This window comes from Mucilaginibacter boryungensis, from assembly GCF_015221995.1.
GTDB lineage: Bacteria > Bacteroidota > Bacteroidia > Sphingobacteriales > Sphingobacteriaceae > Mucilaginibacter > Mucilaginibacter boryungensis.
Map to the genome: position 1 here is coordinate 1299792 of NZ_JADFFM010000002.1, position 17995 is coordinate 1317786.

Genomic DNA, 17995 nt, shown 5'->3' on the forward strand with positions numbered 1-17995 from the left:
CCAAATTAAATGACGTCATGCCGAACTTGTTTCTGCATCTCACGCGCAAAGTTGATATGCAGACTGACCTTATGATGGGATGCCGAAACAAGTTCGGCATGACGTCTTATTTCACATACTTCTCATACTGTTTCGGATCAAAGAATTTCTCATCCAAAGTAGCCGGCATAGCATAATCCGAATAAGTTTCCACCTGCAATAGTTTACCACCGAAATAGAAACTGGCTTTGGTTTCGCTCCAGCCGCCGCCCACTTTTACATGGTTCTCAAAAATACATTCCTCGGTAGTGCCGCGTGCTTTTTCAAGCATGCGGACTAAGAACATATCTTTTTTATCAACCCAAAGCTGGTTGCTGGTTATATCGTTTTTATTGCTTGCGCCGATAACATAAACCTGTTTGCCTTTCCATTCGGTTTCGTAGGTTTTTGTCAGGTCATAGCCTAATGCTTTAAGTTTAGCTACCGCGTTATCCCAGGTATAAAAATAAAGCCCGCCTAACAAAAATATCAGATCGTTCTCGTCTTTGCTTGCAGCACGCAATTGCCCGTTGCGGAAGTTGTAGGTTGAATCTCCACGGAAGATAATGCTATTGCCCGCATCAAATGGTTCAATATCAATACGTAGTTTATCGGGCGCCAGCATAGCCTCGTGCCACATTTGTGTGCTTTTCAGCGAATCGTTACGGAAACGCTCCGTCTTTTGCGTGAATGTAAGCGTGCGGTGCCATTTGCCTGCATAGCGGTTATACATTATCTTCAAAACATCCTCACCGGTTTTTGGTGCCGTGAACGACATTAGGGCTAACATAGCAAAAGCGGCTAAAATAAACTTGGTTTTCATGCAATTGGTTTTGATATTAAAGATAACGGATTAATAATTCGGTTGGTGACAATGTGCGAAAATCACCCTATAAGGGGGATAAAAAAAGGCCCGATAATCATCGGGCCTTTCTGTAATATTATCAGGAATTACACATTCTCCATTCCATACTGCTTCAGCACATCTTCAGGTACGCCGGTCCATTTGTTGGGCTGGTTACCTACGTAGCCAATATCGGCAATACCAATTTTGCTGGTGAAGAAGCCCGAGGCAGTCAGATCGCGCATGCGGTTGAAGAAGGCTACGCCTTGTGCCATTTCGGGTTTGGCTTTGGCAGGGTAGGCAATCTCGGTCACCATTTCTATTTGCTGGTCGTGACTGCAATCCACAAAGCTTTTTTCATAACGGTTAAAGCACTGCATATCCAGCCACTTCAGGCCGCCGCGCATGGGCAACTGATGATCGGGGATATCCTTTACAATAAACTCAATAAATTCAGGCACCTTAGCATCTGATGCGCTGCCCGATTTTTCGTCCTTAGGAATAATAATATCGCCCAGCACAGTTATGGTAGCCATTTCATGGTCGGTAAAATATTTATCGGCCATTAATTTTTTCTCCCGGTCAACCTCCCATTGCTGCCGGCCGGCTTCCGGGGCGGCGGCCGATGCTTCCGATCCGGTCTCTTCACCTGTTTTTGGTTTACAGGCATCCAGCAATACCGCTGTTGATATGGTGGTTAAGCCCAGGGCTTTTAGCGAGTCACGTCTGTTCATGATCTTAAAAATTAAACGTTTAATTTTTGACGTTGTGATAAAATATATTCGCTGGTACGCATGCTTAAAGCAAGGATGGTCCAGGTGGCGTTTTTATCGCCCTGCTGCACAAACGGCGCTGCATCAACCACAAAAAGGTTTTTGCAATCGTGCGCCTGGCACCACTTGTTCAAAGCCGACTTTTTAGGGTCGTCGCCCATGCGGATGGTTCCCACTTCGTGGATAATGCGGCCGGGTGCTTCCAATCCGTAGTTGGTTTCGGGGCCTTCAATTTTCGAGGTGATGATACCGCCCATCTGGTGCATCATTTCCTGGAAGGTTTCCGACATATGTTTGGCCTGTTTTATCTCGGCATCGGTCCACTTGTAATGGAATTTCAATACCGGAATGCCATATTTATCCACCACTTTATCATCTATTTCGCAGTAGTTATCCGCGCGGGCAATAGCAGTACCACGGCCGGCCATGCCTACATTGGTACCATAAAAACGACGGTAATCATTTTTCAGGTCGGCGCCGAAGCCACCAGCGTCTTTCATCTTGCCATCTTTACCCGGTACCAGGCCGTTTTTATTGTGTATGCCATTCATAAATCCGTAACCCGGCATATGCATGCCGCCACCGTATTCAATATGGTAACCACGCGGGAAATCCAATTTTTTATTATCCAGCCACCATGGCGAGTAAATATGTACACTGCCTACGCCATCTTCATTGTAGCGTTTGCGGTCAAGTAGCTGCGGTAGGAAACCACCCAGGCTTGCGCCAGTGCTATCGTGCAAATATTTGCCTACTATGCCGCTGCTGTTTGCCAAGCCACCCGGGTGTTGTGCCGACTTTGAGTTTAACAGCAAACGTGCCGATTCGCAGGCGCTGGCGCCCAATATCACTATCTTAGCCTTCACCTGGTATTCCTGCATGTCATCTTTACTCACGTAGCTTACGCCGGTAGCCAAACCTTCTTTATCAGTTAGCACCTCGCGCACCATAGCGTTAGGGATCACTTTCAGGTTGCCTGTTTTCATGGCCGGGATAACCAGACAGGACGACGCCGAGAAATCACCATAAATTTTACACCCGCGACCGCATTGCCCGCAGAAGAAACAAGCGCCTCGGTCTTTATTGCCTGGTAAGGCTTCCGTTAATACCGAGCCACGGCCCGCAATAACTTTTACCCCGGCTTTCGCCGCGCCTTTTTTAATGAACAATTCATTCAAACGCGGCTTTGGCGCCGGCAAAAAAATACCATCCGGCTCGTTCTCTAAATTCTCTTTAGTACCATATACTCCTATCATGCGGTCAACCTTATCATAGTAAGGCTTTACCTCATCATAGGTTATTGGCCAATCATCAGTCAGGCCATCAATATGGTGACTTTTAAAATCGTTTGGCCCCATGCGCAGGGATATGCGGCCCCAGTGGTTGGTGCGACCGCCCAGCATACGCGAGCGGAACCAGTTAAATTCTGTTTTATCTTTGGTAGTATAGGGTTCACCGTCAAGGTCCCAGCCGCCAAAGGCCCCGTCAAAATCACCGAAGGGACGGGTGGTGCCCGCGCCGCGTCGTGCCGATTCGTAAGGCATTTTTAGTTGCTGCGAATCCTTTGCCGGGTCCCACCAGGGGCCCGCTTCCAGCATTAATACTTTTAAACCGCCATGGGCCAGTACATAGCCAGCCATGCCACCGCCGGCGCCCGATCCCACTACAATGGCATCGTAAACGGTCGACGATTTTTTGATCTGCATATCGCTCATACAATATAAGGAATTAGAGTTGTTTGATTTTGATGTTCCGCCACGCGCTTGATCCCGGATGCTCCTGCAGGGCTATTTTCCCTTTGGCAACTTTGGCAAAGTCGGGGAAGTCCTTACCGGCAAATTTGCTTTTGGCTACCATTTTCTTCCATTCATCACTGCCTATCTGGCCTTCAAAGGTTTTTATTCCGTTCAGGTAAAAAGTAAGGTGCCCTTTGTTTTGGATAATACGCACTTTGTTCCACTCGCCCACAGGCATAGGTTTTGAAACAGAGGTATCGCCGGCCATATCATACAGGCAGCCGGCCAGGTGGTTTTGTTTTTTGTTATCAGACGCGCTGATGTTATCCAGCACCTGCATTTCGGGGCCGGTAAGGTAGGTTGCCGCATACTTTGGCGATTCCTGCACATCGAATATAATACCACTGTTACTGCCTTTGGCTACTTTCCATTCCAGGTTCAGCTCAAAATTTTCATATTCCTTATTAGTAACTATATCGCCGCCACCGTTTGCCGGTTTGGTGCGGTCAAATACCAGGGTGCCATCCTTCACCTGCCATTTTGAGCCGACCGTATCCCTGAGATAGGTATGCCAGCCCTTAGTGGTTTTACCGTCAAATAATAATTTCCAGCCTTCTTTTTTCTCTTTTTTTGTCAATTCATTTGGGGCCTGGGCCATTGCAACCGATGTTAACATTGCAAATGACAACAGGTACATTACGTTTACTTTCATTTAGATTTATTTTTTGAACGCTTTGCGCATCCGGGGTTTGAATAAATGGTTAAAAACAAATATTCTGAAATAAGTTGATTATTGCAATAGCTATTATGTATGTACATATAGATATTACATTTGCTTATACCGGGTTGGTGTATTGTTTTATATATTTATTAAGCTGGTAAGTGTTATCAGTATAAATTTGAAAGCCAATCTAATTAATTGCAATTTTTAAGAAATAAAACTACAACTATGAAATTTGAGAAAGCAGTCCCCATACTTTATTCGACCGATGTGCAGAAAAGTCTGGAATATTATACTGAAAAACTGGGATTTACCGAAAAATGGGAATGGGGCAACCCGCCCGATTTCGGCGGAGTGGTTAGGGATGAGGTACAGATATTTTTTTGCGAAACCAACCAGGGCACCCCCGGCACATGGCTTTCGGTATTTGTTGAGAACGTAGACGAATTTTATGAAGACATTAAAGCCCGTGGCGCAACCATACTTTCTTTGCCCGATGATAAGCCCTGGTATGTGCGCGAAATGCTGGTGAAAGACCCGGACGGGCATATCATCAGGTTTGGGCATGGAATAGACTGCGATTAACACGCCTTTAAATATCTGCAAAGGATATTATAATTGTTACAATGACAATTACGGGAAATTTTTTCTGAAATTTAGCCAGCTAACCCCCTATCTTATGAAAATGAAAAATATTGCTGCTATGGCTTTGGCCTGCACTTTTGCTATTGGCGCATTTGCGCGGCCGGGTACAAAAACCGATTATAACGTAACCGAATATGGCGCTAAAGGCGATGGCAAAACCATCGACACCAAAGGCATTAACAAAGCCATTGATGCGGCCGCCGAACACGGCGGTGGTACCGTATACTTCCCGGCTGGCAGTTATTTAAGCGGCTCCATTCATTTAAAAAGCAATATTTCGTTATATATCGATCAGGGTGCGACCATAATCGCTGCCGATTTTACACCCGAAGCAGGCTATGATGAACCTGAAAAAATTGTGACTAACGAATACGAGGACTTTGGCCACCGCCACTGGCACAACAGCCTGATATGGGGCGAACACCTGCACGATGTTTCCATATTAGGGCCGGGCACTATTTGGGGCAAGGGGTTATCGCGCAGTAATAAAATTGATAAAATGAAGGGTGAAGAAGATAAGAGCCCTAACAAATCCATTGCCTTATATATGTGCCGCAATATCATCATCCGCGATGTTTCTATTTTGCACGGGGGCTGGTTTGGTATATTGGCTACCGGTGCCGATAACATGACCATTGATAACGTAAAAATGGATACCAACCGCGATGGCATGGATATAGATTGCTGCCAGAATGTGCGCGTATCAAACTGCAGCGTAAACTCACCTAACGATGACGGCATTTGCCTGAAAAGCAGCTACGGTTTAAATACCGGCAGGGCCACTGAAAATGTAACCATCACCAATTGCCAGGTTAGCGGTTTTAATGAAGGCTCGTTTTTAGATGGTACTTTTCAGCGTAAAGACCAGCGCATAGCCGATAATGGCGGCGGCCCCACCGGGCGCATTAAATTCGGCACCGAATCAAACGGTGGGTTTAAAAATATTACCATCTCCAATTGCGTATTTGTTTACTGCCGCGGCCTGGCATTGGAAACTGTAGATGGCGCTATTTTAGAAGATGTAACCATCACCAACATTACCATGCGCGATATTGTAAATGCTCCCATATTTGTACGCCTGGGTGCCCGCATGCGCGGCCCAGAAGGCACGCCGGTAGGGGTTTGCCGCCGCATTATTATCAGCAACATTATGGCTTATAATGTCGACCCGCGGCAGTCGGCTATTATCAGCGGTATACCTGGGCATGATATCGAGGATATCAGGTTGAGCAACATCCACATTTATTATCGCGGTGGGGGTACTAAAGAGCAAACGCAACGGGAAGTGCCGGGGTTAGAAAAGGAATATCCCGAACCTGCCCGCTTTGGTGTGCTGCCAAGCTATGGTTTTTTCATCCGCAACGTTACCGATTTAAAAATGAACGATGTGGAAGTAAGCTACATTAACGAAGACCAACGCCCGCCGTTTATGCTGGACAATGTCACAGGTGCCGATTTTCAGCACATCCGTGCACAAAAAGTAAAAGATGTGCCTTCTTTCGTGCTACACAACGTAACTAATCTTAATATTTTCAATAGTATCAATATCGCCAATACCAAACTCGGTACTATAAGTAAGAAAGAAATTCAGTGATCAAATATAAAACACATCCCATTTTGTACAGTAAGTAACATTTGCTTTTGTTCTACATATTAATTCTGTATTATTGTGATTGCGATTACACTAATATGGACGTAGATAATTTAAGCAAGGACCTGGAGCGTATCTCGACCGAGACCATGGCCGATATAGTAGAGCTTCGGCTGCGTGAATTCTTCAAAAAAAAATCATTTAAGCCCGGCGATGCCCTGCCCAAAGAAATGGAATTGGTTGCCGCATTGGGGGTTAGCCGCAATGTGGTGCGCGAAGCTTTAAGCCGGTTGCGCATGCTGGGTATGATAGAGACCCGCAAAAAACGCGGCATGATATTAGCCCGCCCGGATATATTAGGTACGTTTGAACGTGTGCTTGACCCGCTGATTATTGACGACCATATTTTACAGGATTTGTTTGAATTGCGCCTGGTGTTGGAAATGGGACTGGCCGATCTGCTTTTTCTGCGCAAAACCGATAAAGATATTGCCGAACTGGAAAAAATAGCCGAAGATGAAAGCCATGAAGGTGAAAATAAATTCAGGGTGAAGAATGAAATAGCTTTTCACGGAAAACTATATGAAATGAGCGGCAATAACACCCTTAAGCGCTTCCAGGTAATGCTGATGCCTGTTTTTGGCTATGTAACCACCCTTGAGAAAAGGGACGAGTACAAAGTGGGCAAAGTAAACCATAAAGATCTTGTACAAATTCTAAAAACCGGTACTAAAGAAGACTTTAAAGCCGGCATGTACGAGCATTTGAAGCCACATTTTGATAGCTTGGCGAAGAAGAAATCATAACCTTTTCCTCTACTACCCTTCCTGTACAAAAAAAAGCATACCCGCATTGTCATAATGAACGTAATGGAATTTACATGGTTCCTTAATTGATATTGTGCCAGATGCTTCTTTCAGAAGGACTCTTTGTATACAAACAATTTTATTGCATTAATATGTACTACATAACAACTTTATATTTAAATTTGTGATATAAACCTATGTTGATGCCTGCCAGTGGCATAACTTCATATATGAAAGAAACACTAAATGCTAATAATTTAAAAGGTAACTGGGCCACCTTGTTATTGCCGGTAAATGATGATGAAACTTTTAATTATCAAAAACTGGCTGAAGAAATAGCTATGCTTATTGCTGTTGGCGTAGATGGTATTTATTCAAACGGTACGGCAGGCGAATTTTACAATCAAACAGAAACAGAGTACGATACAGTAAACAGTATCCTGGCTGAAAAATGTTTGGCGGCGGGTATGCGTTTCCAGATAGGCGCCAGCCACCCATCACCCATAATTAGTTTAGAGCGATTGAAACGGGCTGTGGCGCTAAAACCTGATGCTATACAAATTATTCTCCCTGATTGGGTAACCGTTACCGATAGCGAAATGCTTGACTACCTGCATACAATGGCGGATGTTGCCGGCGATATACCGCTGGTATTATATAATCCGCCGCATGCTAAACGGGTATTGCAACCTGTAGATTATGAATTGATACGACAGGTACCGCAAATAATTGGCGTTAAACTTTTAAGTCGCGATGGGGAGTGGGTGAAAGAAATGAAACTGCGGGCTTCACACTTATCCATATTTGTACCTGGGCACTTTTTAGCTACTGGTGTGGCTAACGGCATCGCCTCGGGCGCGTATTCAAATGTAGCCTGTATTAACCCTAAAGCGGCACAGCAATGGTGGCTAATGATGCATACCGATATTAACGCCGCGATGGAGATTGAGAAAAGTATCCTGGCATTCTTTAAAGAATGTATTGCACCGTTGCAACAACAGGGTTACAGCAACCCGGCGTTAGATAAGTTTTTGGCAGCAGTAGGCGGCTGGTATCAGGTTGGCACGCGTTTAAGATGGCCATACAAAGGCATCCCCGAAAGTGAAGTTCCTGCCGTTCGTGAACGTGCGCGGCAAATGATCCCATATTTTTTTGATGAAGTATAATTTATTATATATCGCTTGTATAATTATGTCGTTAACCACCCTTGCGCAGGAGCGCCCAATTCACAGTATTTTACATTGGGGCGAATTGCCCCCCATTCCTGATGAGCATGGTTTTGCCGGATCATTTGCGGGGACATCGCACGGAGCGTTGATCGTAGCCGGAGGTGCCAATTTTCCAGATGGTGGCGCTCCGTGGACGGGTTCAAAAAAGGTATGGACAGACAAGATATTTGTGCTGGATAAATCTACCGGCATATGGAAGGTAGCCGGGAAATTGCCACAACCCATGGGTTACGGTGTATCCATTTCCTATCACGATAAATTGATATGCATTGGCGGCAGTAACACCGGGGGGCATTTGTGCACTGTTTATGCGATTAGCTATATGAACAACAAAATTGAAATAGAAAAATGGCCCGACCTGCCGCAGCCACTGTCCAATGCTTGCGGTACGTTGGTGGGGCATAACGTTTACATTGCAGGCGGTTTACTCCACCCTGATGATAAAAGCACTGCTAATATATTTTGGTCGCTCAATTTAAGTGCGCCTAAAACATCATCCTGGCAAAAGCTGGAAACCTGGCCTGGGCCGCCTCGGATGCTGAGTGTGGCGGGACAAACCAACAACACTTTTTACCTCTTTAGCGGCACCGATCTGGAAGACAAAAACGGTGCTGCACATCGCCGTTATCTTAATGATGCCTATAAATATACTCCGGGCAAGGGCTGGTCGCGCGTTGCCGACCTGCCAAATGCCGTGGTGGCCGCGCCGGGCCCGGCAATTTTTGTTAACAAAAACGAGTTGCTGATTTTCGGAGGGGATGACGGAAAATTGGCCGATGATGCCGCTAATCTGAAGGAGAACCATCCGGGCTTTTCTGACAAAATATTGAAGTATAATATCGATACTGATACATGGTCGGTTTCAGGTACTATCCACACCGCTAAAAAGCCGGATGCCGATACAAACCCAAATGGCAGCATCTGGGCGCCGGTAACCACTACAGCTGTAATGTGGCATGAGATGATCGTATTTCCGGGTGGCGAGGTGCGCCCCGCCGTGCGCACGCCACGGATATTAACCGCAAAATTTTCACACAATCTTGAACCATAATATGACCGAAAAGACTGTAAAACCAGCAGGCTATTTATATGCCTGGGCAATAGTGGGCCTGCTTTGGCTGGTAGCATTCCTGAATTACTTCGATAGGAACCTCATCGCATCCATGCGCGACCCTATTGTGGCCGATTTTAAACTTACCGATGCACAATTTGGCCTACTGACTTCAGTGTTTTTATGGTCGTATGGGTTTTTAAGTCCGCTGGGTGGGTACTTTGCTGATAAGTATGGGCGTAAAAAGATCATCGTATTCAGCGTATGTGTTTGGTCGGCAGTAACACTTTGGACAGGCTTTGTACATTCCTTCCCTGAAATGCTGGTAGCCCGGGTAATTATGGGTATCAGCGAGGCTTGTTATATCCCCGCTGGGTTGGCTATGATAGCCGATTACCACAAAGGCAAAACGCGATCACTGGCTACAGGCCTGCATATGAGCGGTTTATATGCCGGACAGGCATTAGGTGGAGTTGGGGGGTATATCTCGGTAATATGGGGTTGGCGTTACGGGTTTCAATTGATAGGATTGTTTGGTGTGGTCTATGGCCTGGTGTTGATTTATTTTTTACGGGATAACAAACGCAGCGAATTGACAGATGTTGCCGAAGCGGAAAATAACCCCGGGGTTGAAGAAAAACGCTTAGGCCTGTTCCAAACTATCCGCATGCTGGTGTCAGAAAAATCGTTCCTGGTATTGTTATTCTATTTCTGTGTGCTGGGTATTGTTAACTGGATGATCTATGGCTGGCTGCCAACTTTCCTGAAAGAACATTTTACATTGGATATTGGCAAAGCGGGCCTTTCCGCCACGGGTTATGTGCAAATAGGTTCTTTTATTGGGGTATTGCTGGGCGGTATACTGGCCGACAGATGGTACCGCAGCAATAAACGAAGCCGAATTTATCTGATTATCATAGGCTTTAGTTTGGGCGCGCCTTTTCTATTCCTGATGGCATCAACTACAGTGTTTTGGATAGCCATAGTGGCCATGATGGTGTATGGCTTGGCCCGCGGGGTGAATGACAGTAACCTGATGCCGGTTTTATGCCAGGTAATTGACGGGAAATATATTGCCACAGGTTACGGCTTTCTTAATTTTTTAAGTACCATTATTGGCGGGGTGATGGTATATGTTGGCGGCCGGTTAATGGATGCCCATATCAGCCTTTCCATCATTTACCAGGGCTCGGCGGTGTTGATGATCGTAGCGGCGTGGTCGTTATTACGGATGAAGGTAAAACAGGAATAAAACGAATAAGAATAAATAAAAATGAATAATAAGAGATAAAAATCCGGTAAAACCACCGGATTTTTATCTTTGAATAACCGATCGCTTATTTCTTCACGGCGTAACCCAAACCAATGTTAAGCGATACAAAAATGTTGCTCTGTTTATTGTTCGGTCCGTTATTTAAATTATAATTATCGTCAATTTTCCAGTTGCTGTCGGTAACCTGTAAATAATAACCGATGCGGAAACCAATTGGAATATTGCGCTGAATGGTATAGCAGTCCATTTGTTTTTCTTTTAGTTTGATAATGTAATCGAAACCGCCGCCCAATTCCAATCCAAAGCGCGGATTCCATAAAGTTTTACTGGATGTGCTGTTCAACAGCTCGCTTGAAAAATCGGAAGTGCTTTGTGTACGCGGGTTATCCTGTATACGCAGCATGGCTTGTGAAAGGTTGAGGCCCAAAAACGGATATAGCCGGTAGTTTACGCTTTTTGAAAGATTGTAACCGGCCCTGGTATAAAGCTGGAACTGGTTATAAAGTACTTTAAAATTATTAGGGTTTTTTGATGCAGAAGTAAAGGTTCCCCCAAGGCCGTCCTCAAACAGCCAGTTTTTATGAATATGGCTCATAGAAAGGTTTAACCAATAATTGTTATCGGATAAGGGGGCCAGGTTGTTTTTAGCTAAAATATCGTTTAGCTGACCAAGTTTGCTTTCACGATAAGTGCCTTGAATTTGGAAAGCCCCGGCAACGTTACGCTTAAACCAACCATCGCCGGGTGTTGATTGCGCGTTTGCCGTAGTTATTGCACCGCCTACTATGGCAATGGTAAAAAGGATTAATGTTGCTTTTTTCATAGTGATTTTTGATAGTGAATAAAACAGGTTAATAAAAGCTTAAACGTTTTATTTTTAACTAATGGTATGTACGACGGAAATCAAAGCGGGGATTTTATTAACCCCGCGATAATTATTTGTAAGAAATAATTTGCATTTCAAATATTAATCGTATTATTGCGATTAATATATGGGCACCACTAAAACCGAAATATTTACCGACGAGCAAAACCAGCTGGCCATTATGCTGAAGGCAATTGCGCACCCGGCACGCATTGCTATTCTGCAGCAAATTATGAAGGCCAATGCCTGCATTTGCGGCGACCTGGTAGACGAATTAGGACTTGCGCAGGCAACTATATCACAACATTTAAAAGAACTGAAAAATGCCGGATTGATACAGGGTACCATTGAAGGCGTGAGCGTTTGTTATTGCATAAACCCAACGGTATGGGGCAAATTAGGCAAGGAACTAAATGCTTTCTTTTCTGATTATCAATTAAAGACCAACTGCCGCTAAAATTTTTTGAATTAATATATCGTAATATTACAATTAAATAAAGGGATCATGAATAACATAGAAGCAATAAAGTGGGGGGCATTTAAGCAAATGCTGCTGCAACATCCCCATCTCGATCTGCAATTCAGGTATGCGGAAAATAAGTTGGTGGATGCATCGTACCATATTACCGAAATTAAGCAAGCGCCCATCACATCGGTGGATTGCGGCGGGGTGATGAATAAGTGGACCGAGATCATCATGCAACTGTGGGTACCTGAGCAAGCCGGGCAGTACCGCGCTATGAAAGTAAGTAAAGCGCTATCAATAATTGATATTGTAGAAAAAATGCTGCCGCTTGATGCGGAGGGTACAGTTAAAATAGAATTTGGCAACTCCGAATTCGATACCCGCCAGATGTTCCCGAATGAAATGATCATTGACGGCGAAAACCTGGTTATTGATTTGCGCCCGGATGCCGTACAATGTAAAGCTATTAGCCGCGGAGGTAGTTGCGGTACTAATGATAAAGGCGAGGAATGCTGTACTCCTGCCACCGAAAAACCAAAAAAACAATTAATAAACCTTGCCGTTGCTGCTGATGCCTGTTGTACACCGGGCGGTGGCTGCTGCTAAATTAAACGTGATGAAAAATATATTAGTACTATGTACCGGTAACAGTTGCCGTAGCCAGCTGGCCGAAGGTTACCTGCGTTATTTTGCCGGCAATAGAGCAAATATTTACAGTGCGGGGATTGAAACCCATGGCGTGAACCCTAAAGCCATACAAGTAATGGCCGAGGATGGGATAGATATATCCAAACACACCTCCAACAATGTTAACGAGTATCTGCACATTCCGTTTGATATGGTGATAACCGTTTGTGATAACGCTAACGAAGCTTGCCCCTACTTTCCGGGCAATGTACAACGCTTCCATTATAATTTTCCCGACCCAGCTAAGGCAACCGGAACACCCGAGGAGATCATGAACGAGTTTCGCCGTGTGCGGGATATGATAAAAACCTACGCCCGCGATTTTGTACAAGAACATTTAAAATGAGAAAGTACCTTGCTGAATTTCTCGGTACGTTCATTATGGTGTTTTGCGGGACAGGCGCAATGATCATAGACCAGCAAACCGGCGGAGCGGTTACGCACGTGGGTGTAGCGGTTACCTGGGGACTGGTTGTGATGAGTTTGATCTATGCATTGGGCAATGTTTCCGGCGCGCATATGAATCCTGCGGTCAGCATCGCGTTTACTGTAGCGAAGCGTTTCCCGGTAAGGGAACTGTTGCCTTATATCATCAGCCAGTTTGGTGGCGCTATTATGGCAAGCCTCGTACTCCGCTTCCTGTTCCCTGGTAATGAACTACTTGGGGCAACGCTTCCGGCAGGTACCGCCATGCAGTCATTTATACTCGAGGCTCTCCTTACTTTTTTCCTTATGCTCGTAATTATCCACGTCGCTACAGGTAGTAAAGAACAAGGTATTATGGCAGGTTTAGCCATTGGCTCCGTTGTATTGCTTGAGGCGATGTTTGCAGGACCAATATGTGGCGCATCTATGAACCCCGCCCGATCGTTCGCACCTGCGCTTGTTTCCGGGCACCTTGAAAATATTTGGGTGTACCTGCTGGCTACGCCACTTGGCGCCGTCACCGCTATACCCGTGTGGAAATATTTAACCAGTGAAACTTCGAATAGATCATGAAAGTCGCGCTTTTTTCTGATATACACGCCAACCTGCCCGCTTTTGAAGCTTTTTTGGCCGATATGGATAGCCGTAACCCCGACGCTGTATATTGTTTAGGTGATCTGATCGGTTATAACATCTGGCCTAATGAGATCATTTCGGAAATACGCAGGCGGCGCATAGCTACGTTAGCGGGCAACCATGACCAAAAGACCAAAGGTTATGCTTATGAACTGGTTTCGGCACATAACCGCACCTATTTAAATACACTTCCTGCACATATTAAACTGGAACATCAGCGCAAGCATACGCACTTGAATATTGTATTGGCGCATGGCAGTACCCGCAGCATTATCGAGTATGTGCTGGAAGACATGAATGAAGGCGATGTAATAGAAATGATGAATGAAGCCAAAGCAGACGTGCTTTGCGTTGGTCATTCGCATTTGCCCTATCATCGCATTATTGCTAACAAGCATGTAATAAATATCGGCTCCGTTGGTAAACCCAAAGATGGTAACCCAATGGGCTGCTATGTTTTATTGAATATTGAAGACGATATTAAGGTAGATTTTATACGTTTTGTTTATGATGTAGAAAAAGCCGCGCAGGCGATTGAAGCCAGCCCTTTGCCGGATGAACTGGCCGATCATTTACGCAAGGCGTATTAAGCTTTACAGTTAAGTTAAAAAATCATTTATTAATTCAACCGTTATCCCCGGTAACTTACTGCCAGGTATAGCGGTTCCGGCCTCGCCAATAAACGCGCCATGGGTACCAGGTAGTACAACTAATTGCGCACCTTCTACCAAACGCGACATTTGCAGGGTATGCTCAACCGATATTACGTCTTTATCGGCAACCATAAACAAGGTTTTAGCCTTTATGCTCTTTAGCAAATCATGGCTATAATCTTTAAAGTTTACCATGCGTGCTTTATCCTTGTTAAACATATTCAACAAGCCATCCTGGCTGGGGGTTACTTTTAAATAAGCTGTTTTTAGTGCTTCGGGCATATTGTCTATAGTAGCGTTTGGCATAAAGTCAAAAAATCCCGGGAAGAAGCCATCCCGTTTATAAGCACCCGCAATTACTACTATTTTATGCACTAGTTGAGCATATTTATTGGCCAGGAGCAAGGTAGTTGTACCACCATTGCTAAAGCCTATAATATTGGCGCTGGTAACACCCAGGTAGTTCAATAACCCCGCAACATCATCGGCATCCTGTTCAAATGTTTCTGGAGTATCCCTGTCGGTTGTGCGGCCGTGGGCTTGTAATTCAACCGCAATTACCTTGTGGTTCAATGTCAGCATGGGCAAAATTTCGCCAAAGGTTGTTTCAATGGTCGACCCACCACCGTGTATCAATACCAAAGGCATATCGCCTTCGCCATGTATCTCGTAATACATGCTGATACCATTAACCGGCGCATGCCCTGTTGTTTGTTGCTTTTCCATAAGTAGTTAAGTTAGCTTTTAAACCCAATTAAGTATGTGTCCAGTTTTTCCAGGTTTTGTTTTAAGCCTTCATCTGCCTTAAATGTTTTTACCACCTGAATAAATTGCTCCGCTGTTTCAAACAGCATATGCCAGTTAATTAAGGTTTGTTCACCCTGCGCTTCAAATGTAATAGTAGCTACAAATTTTGGCGATGATACGTGCTCATAAACTATCTTTTTGAATGGGATTATTTGGGTAAAAACGCTTTTATTTTTATAGTCGGTCCCATCGGGACCATGCATTACCAGGTCCCACTCGCCGCCTGGTGTAAAGTCCATTTTGGTTATGGTATTTGTAAAACCATTTGGGCCCCACCATTGTGCAATATGTTCAGCCTTGCTCCATACTTCCCAAACCAGTTCAACCGGCGCGTTAAGTGTCCGGGTTATCAGCAGTTCCCTGTCTTTTGTGTTATTTTCCATGGTTTCTTTCTTTTTTAAGTTTATCTAAATAGGTTTCTAAACTATCCAATTTGTTTTCCCAGTGTTGACGGTACTGATCTACAAAAGCCGCCACTTCGCTCAGGCGGTCTAACCGGGCTTCACAAAATCTGTCACGGCCGCGTTGTTTCACAGCAAGCAGGCCGCAATCAGTTAAAATTTTAATATGCAGCGATATCGCTTGCCGGGTAACATCAAATTTTTCGGCAATAGTGTTTACATTGTGGGGCTCAGCAGCAATCATGCTGATGATTGCTCTTCGTGTTGGGTCGGCTATGGCCTGGTATACATCGCGCCTGGCTTTCATAATATGCAAGTAATTGCTTGCAAATATACATGCAAGTATTTACTTGCGCAATAGTGTATGTAAAATTTATTTCTTGTTTGTGAAAACGATTATTGACTGAGAGAATTTGATACGCTAATTACTTCACCCGCTCCAACATTACCGGATAGGTTTTACCCGAGTTCCATTGCGGAACGTATAGGTTTTCGTTCTCGTCCACACAAACATCATGCGGGTGAACAAAGGTATCGTCGCCTTTAGATTGAGTTTGTAAAACACCATCCATGTAAACTGGTTCAGTACCGCCGGGTGTGGATACTACCTTGTTGTTTTCGTCGAGAATAGTAATATATCCTGATCCGAAATTCATGTTAGTGCCCGAGCGAAAAACCGCGCCATAAACGTTTTTACCATTTATAACAGGCCGGCAAATAAAAGAGCCGGGCAAGTGGATGGTGCTTAAATATTTTCCGTCCATAGTAAAGCATTTCAAAGCATTGTGATTGCGTGATGTGATGAGTAATGCAGGTTCTGCGCCGCGGTTATCAATGGCTATGCCATGCACGCAATCAAATTGATCAGCCTCATTTCCCCGGCCTCCCCAATGGCGGATATAATTGCCTTTGCTATCATATTGAATAACAAACTGATGTCCGTAGCCATCGGTTACGTAAATATCGCCATTAAGGGCTATGGCAGTCTCGGTAGGCTTATATTCATCGGCAGCTGTATATAGGGGTATTTCTTTAGGATAATCCAGTACCAGCAATTCATCGCCCATAAGTGTGGTCTTGATCACCTGGTGGCGCACGGTATCGGTAATGTAAAGAAACTCATCGCCGCCCTCATTGCTTAATGTCAGCCCGTGGCCGCCGGGATAAGTATGGCCCCAGCTACTTTTAACCTGCCCGTCCTTATTATAAACTAATATATTGTTGTGTGTTTCGTTGGTCAGCATATAAAGCAGCCCGGTTTTACTCATCACCATTTCATGGCAATCGTTTACCGGGTATTGCTGCCCGGGAGGGATACCCCAGGCAGCATTTACCTTGTATTTAAAATTATTGTGACCGATAATATTATGATGCTGCATTAATTGGCGGCTACGGTTTTATGTTGTGAATGATCTGCCAATAATCGGAAAAAACCGACATCATTCAAATCGTTCTGTAACTGCTGGTAAGCAGCATCCGATAAGGAAGTTAATGGCAAGCGGGGGTTGCCCATATCCACACCCAGCATTTTCATAATGGCCCGTTGCGCGGCAATGGACGGATGTTTGATAATGCACCGGATAAAGTCGACAACTTTGGCCTGTAACTGTCGGGCCTCATCTACATTTCCTTCACGGTAGTTTTTAATGATATCCAGATAAACCGGTGCGGCAAAGGTATAGGTGCTTCCAATGGCGCCTATGGCCCCAACAACCAGGGCAGGCAGCAGCATCTCATCATACCCAAACAATACTTCAAACTTGCCGTCCTTAAAATTAAGGCAAGCCTGATATTCGTGCAGGGTTGATGCGGTATATTTAATACCGGCCAGATTAGGGATCTTTTTTTCGCCCAGGGCCAAAAACTCCACCATATCCATCCCTACACCTGTTAAAGCAGGCATGTGGTAATAATAGAATGGCAATTGGGGCGCAGCCGAGGCAATTTCGGCCATGCAATCTACCAGATTTTGTACCGATACCGGTTTAAAGTAAAACGCCGCTACCGACGAAATAGCATCAGCGCCTATCTGCGCAGCATGTGCAGCAAGTTTTCGGCTTTCGCGGATAGAGGTATGCCCAACGTGCACCAACACCAGTACCCGTTTATTAGCCGCCTTAACATAAGCTTCGGCAATAGCCATACGCTCTTCAACCGTCATATTGGGGCCTTCGCCATTAGTACCGCATATATAAACCCCCGAAACCCCATCAGCTATCAATTTATCTACCAGTGTTGGTATAATATCCGTATTAAGCGAACCATCGTTATGAAAGGCTGCAAATGTGGCTGCAACAATCCCTTGTATTTTCATGTATATGTGTTTAGTATAAATAAGCTTTACCAGCATTATCAAACCGCTGGTAA

Annotated in this window: 21 protein-coding genes; 11 read left to right on the top strand and 10 right to left on the bottom strand. The window is 44.8% G+C overall.

The window, feature by feature from the left end:
• Positions 1–106: 106 nt before the first annotated feature.
• From IRJ18_RS18590 to IRJ18_RS18605, 4 genes are all read right to left on the bottom strand, one after another.
• A complete protein-coding gene (locus IRJ18_RS18590; protein WP_194107787.1) occupies positions 107–841 on the bottom strand; it encodes a LolA family protein in 735 nt (244 codons plus the stop codon).
• A 128-nt stretch (positions 842–969) separates the two neighbouring features.
• Positions 970–1596 (bottom strand): gluconate 2-dehydrogenase subunit 3 family protein, encoded by a 627-nt coding sequence (locus IRJ18_RS18595; RefSeq protein WP_194107788.1) that lies wholly within the window; start codon positions 1594–1596, stop codon positions 970–972.
• An 11-nt stretch (positions 1597–1607) separates the two neighbouring features.
• Positions 1608–3341, bottom strand: coding sequence for a GMC family oxidoreductase (locus IRJ18_RS18600; RefSeq protein WP_228072949.1), 1734 nt, complete (start codon positions 3339–3341; stop codon positions 1608–1610).
• A 22-nt stretch (positions 3342–3363) separates the two neighbouring features.
• Complete coding sequence (locus IRJ18_RS18605) at positions 3364–4083, bottom strand: 3-keto-disaccharide hydrolase (protein ID WP_194107790.1); 720 nt, start codon at positions 4081–4083, stop codon at positions 3364–3366.
• A 237-nt stretch (positions 4084–4320) separates the two neighbouring features.
• Here IRJ18_RS18605 and IRJ18_RS18610 point away from each other — a divergent pair, with 237 nt between their 5' ends.
• The 6 genes from IRJ18_RS18610 (at position 4321) to IRJ18_RS18635 (ending at position 10666) form a co-directional block, all read left to right on the top strand.
• On the top strand, positions 4321–4677 hold the full coding sequence (locus IRJ18_RS18610; protein WP_194107791.1) for a glyoxalase superfamily protein: 357 nt from the start codon (positions 4321–4323) through the stop codon (positions 4675–4677).
• 100 nt (positions 4678–4777) lie between these two features.
• On the top strand, positions 4778–6331 hold the full coding sequence (locus tag IRJ18_RS18615; protein WP_194107792.1) for a rhamnogalacturonidase: 1554 nt from the start codon (positions 4778–4780) through the stop codon (positions 6329–6331).
• A gap of 95 nt (positions 6332–6426) precedes the next feature.
• On the top strand, positions 6427–7134 hold the full coding sequence (locus IRJ18_RS18620) for a FadR/GntR family transcriptional regulator (protein ID WP_194107793.1): 708 nt from the start codon (positions 6427–6429) through the stop codon (positions 7132–7134).
• A gap of 230 nt (positions 7135–7364) precedes the next feature.
• Complete coding sequence (locus IRJ18_RS18625; RefSeq protein ID WP_194107794.1) at positions 7365–8300, top strand: dihydrodipicolinate synthase family protein; 936 nt, start codon at positions 7365–7367, stop codon at positions 8298–8300.
• Positions 8301–8325: 25 nt separating this feature from the next.
• A complete protein-coding gene (locus IRJ18_RS18630; protein WP_228072950.1) occupies positions 8326–9414 on the top strand; it encodes a Kelch repeat-containing protein in 1089 nt (362 codons plus the stop codon).
• A 1-nt stretch (position 9415) separates the two neighbouring features.
• Positions 9416–10666 (top strand): MFS transporter, encoded by a 1251-nt coding sequence (locus IRJ18_RS18635; RefSeq protein WP_194107795.1) that lies wholly within the window; start codon positions 9416–9418, stop codon positions 10664–10666.
• An 85-nt stretch (positions 10667–10751) separates the two neighbouring features.
• Here the strand turns inward: IRJ18_RS18635 and IRJ18_RS18640 are convergent, their stop codons facing one another.
• Positions 10752–11510 (bottom strand): hypothetical protein, encoded by a 759-nt coding sequence (locus tag IRJ18_RS18640; protein ID WP_194107796.1) that lies wholly within the window; start codon positions 11508–11510, stop codon positions 10752–10754.
• A 169-nt stretch (positions 11511–11679) separates the two neighbouring features.
• On the opposite strand from IRJ18_RS18640, the gene IRJ18_RS18645 reads away from it, so the two are divergent.
• From IRJ18_RS18645 to IRJ18_RS18665, 5 genes are read left to right on the top strand one after another with little or no spacing between them, the layout of a single operon-like run.
• The gene (locus IRJ18_RS18645) at positions 11680–12009 is read left to right on the top strand and encodes an ArsR/SmtB family transcription factor (RefSeq protein ID WP_194107797.1); all 330 of its coding nucleotides are present in this window, start codon (positions 11680–11682) and stop codon (positions 12007–12009) included.
• A gap of 48 nt (positions 12010–12057) precedes the next feature.
• Positions 12058–12624, top strand: a complete 567-nt coding sequence (locus tag IRJ18_RS18650) for a DUF6428 family protein (RefSeq protein ID WP_194107798.1) — start codon at positions 12058–12060, stop codon at positions 12622–12624.
• A gap of 10 nt (positions 12625–12634) precedes the next feature.
• A complete protein-coding gene (locus tag IRJ18_RS18655; protein WP_194107799.1) occupies positions 12635–13051 on the top strand; it encodes an arsenate reductase ArsC in 417 nt (138 codons plus the stop codon).
• Positions 13048–13704 (top strand): aquaporin, encoded by a 657-nt coding sequence (locus IRJ18_RS18660; protein ID WP_194107800.1) that lies wholly within the window; start codon positions 13048–13050, stop codon positions 13702–13704. Before IRJ18_RS18655 ends, IRJ18_RS18660 begins: the two co-directional genes overlap by 4 nt.
• Complete coding sequence (locus tag IRJ18_RS18665) at positions 13701–14357, top strand: metallophosphoesterase family protein (protein WP_194107801.1); 657 nt, start codon at positions 13701–13703, stop codon at positions 14355–14357. The genes IRJ18_RS18660 and IRJ18_RS18665 overlap by 4 nt, the downstream gene beginning before the upstream one ends.
• A 9-nt stretch (positions 14358–14366) precedes the next feature.
• On the opposite strand, the gene IRJ18_RS18670 is transcribed toward IRJ18_RS18665, so the two are convergent.
• The 5 genes from IRJ18_RS18670 to IRJ18_RS18690 all read right to left on the bottom strand — a co-directional run bounded on the left by IRJ18_RS18670 (position 14367) and on the right by IRJ18_RS18690 (position 17942).
• A complete protein-coding gene (locus IRJ18_RS18670) occupies positions 14367–15146 on the bottom strand; it encodes an alpha/beta fold hydrolase (RefSeq protein WP_194107802.1) in 780 nt (259 codons plus the stop codon).
• Between the two features lie 11 nt (positions 15147–15157).
• On the bottom strand, positions 15158–15610 hold the full coding sequence (locus tag IRJ18_RS18675) for an SRPBCC family protein (RefSeq protein ID WP_194107803.1): 453 nt from the start codon (positions 15608–15610) through the stop codon (positions 15158–15160).
• Positions 15600–15935: an ArsR/SmtB family transcription factor gene (locus tag IRJ18_RS18680; protein ID WP_194107804.1), complete on the bottom strand. Its 336-nt coding sequence runs from the start codon at positions 15933–15935 to the stop codon at positions 15600–15602. The genes IRJ18_RS18675 and IRJ18_RS18680 overlap by 11 nt, the downstream gene beginning before the upstream one ends.
• 118 nt (positions 15936–16053) lie before the next feature.
• On the bottom strand, positions 16054–17007 hold the full coding sequence (locus IRJ18_RS18685; RefSeq protein WP_194107805.1) for a 6-bladed beta-propeller: 954 nt from the start codon (positions 17005–17007) through the stop codon (positions 16054–16056).
• Positions 17007–17942: a dihydrodipicolinate synthase family protein gene (locus IRJ18_RS18690; protein ID WP_194107806.1), complete on the bottom strand. Its 936-nt coding sequence runs from the start codon at positions 17940–17942 to the stop codon at positions 17007–17009. Before IRJ18_RS18690 ends, IRJ18_RS18685 begins: the two co-directional genes overlap by 1 nt.
• Between the last annotated feature and the right edge of the window lie 53 nt (positions 17943–17995).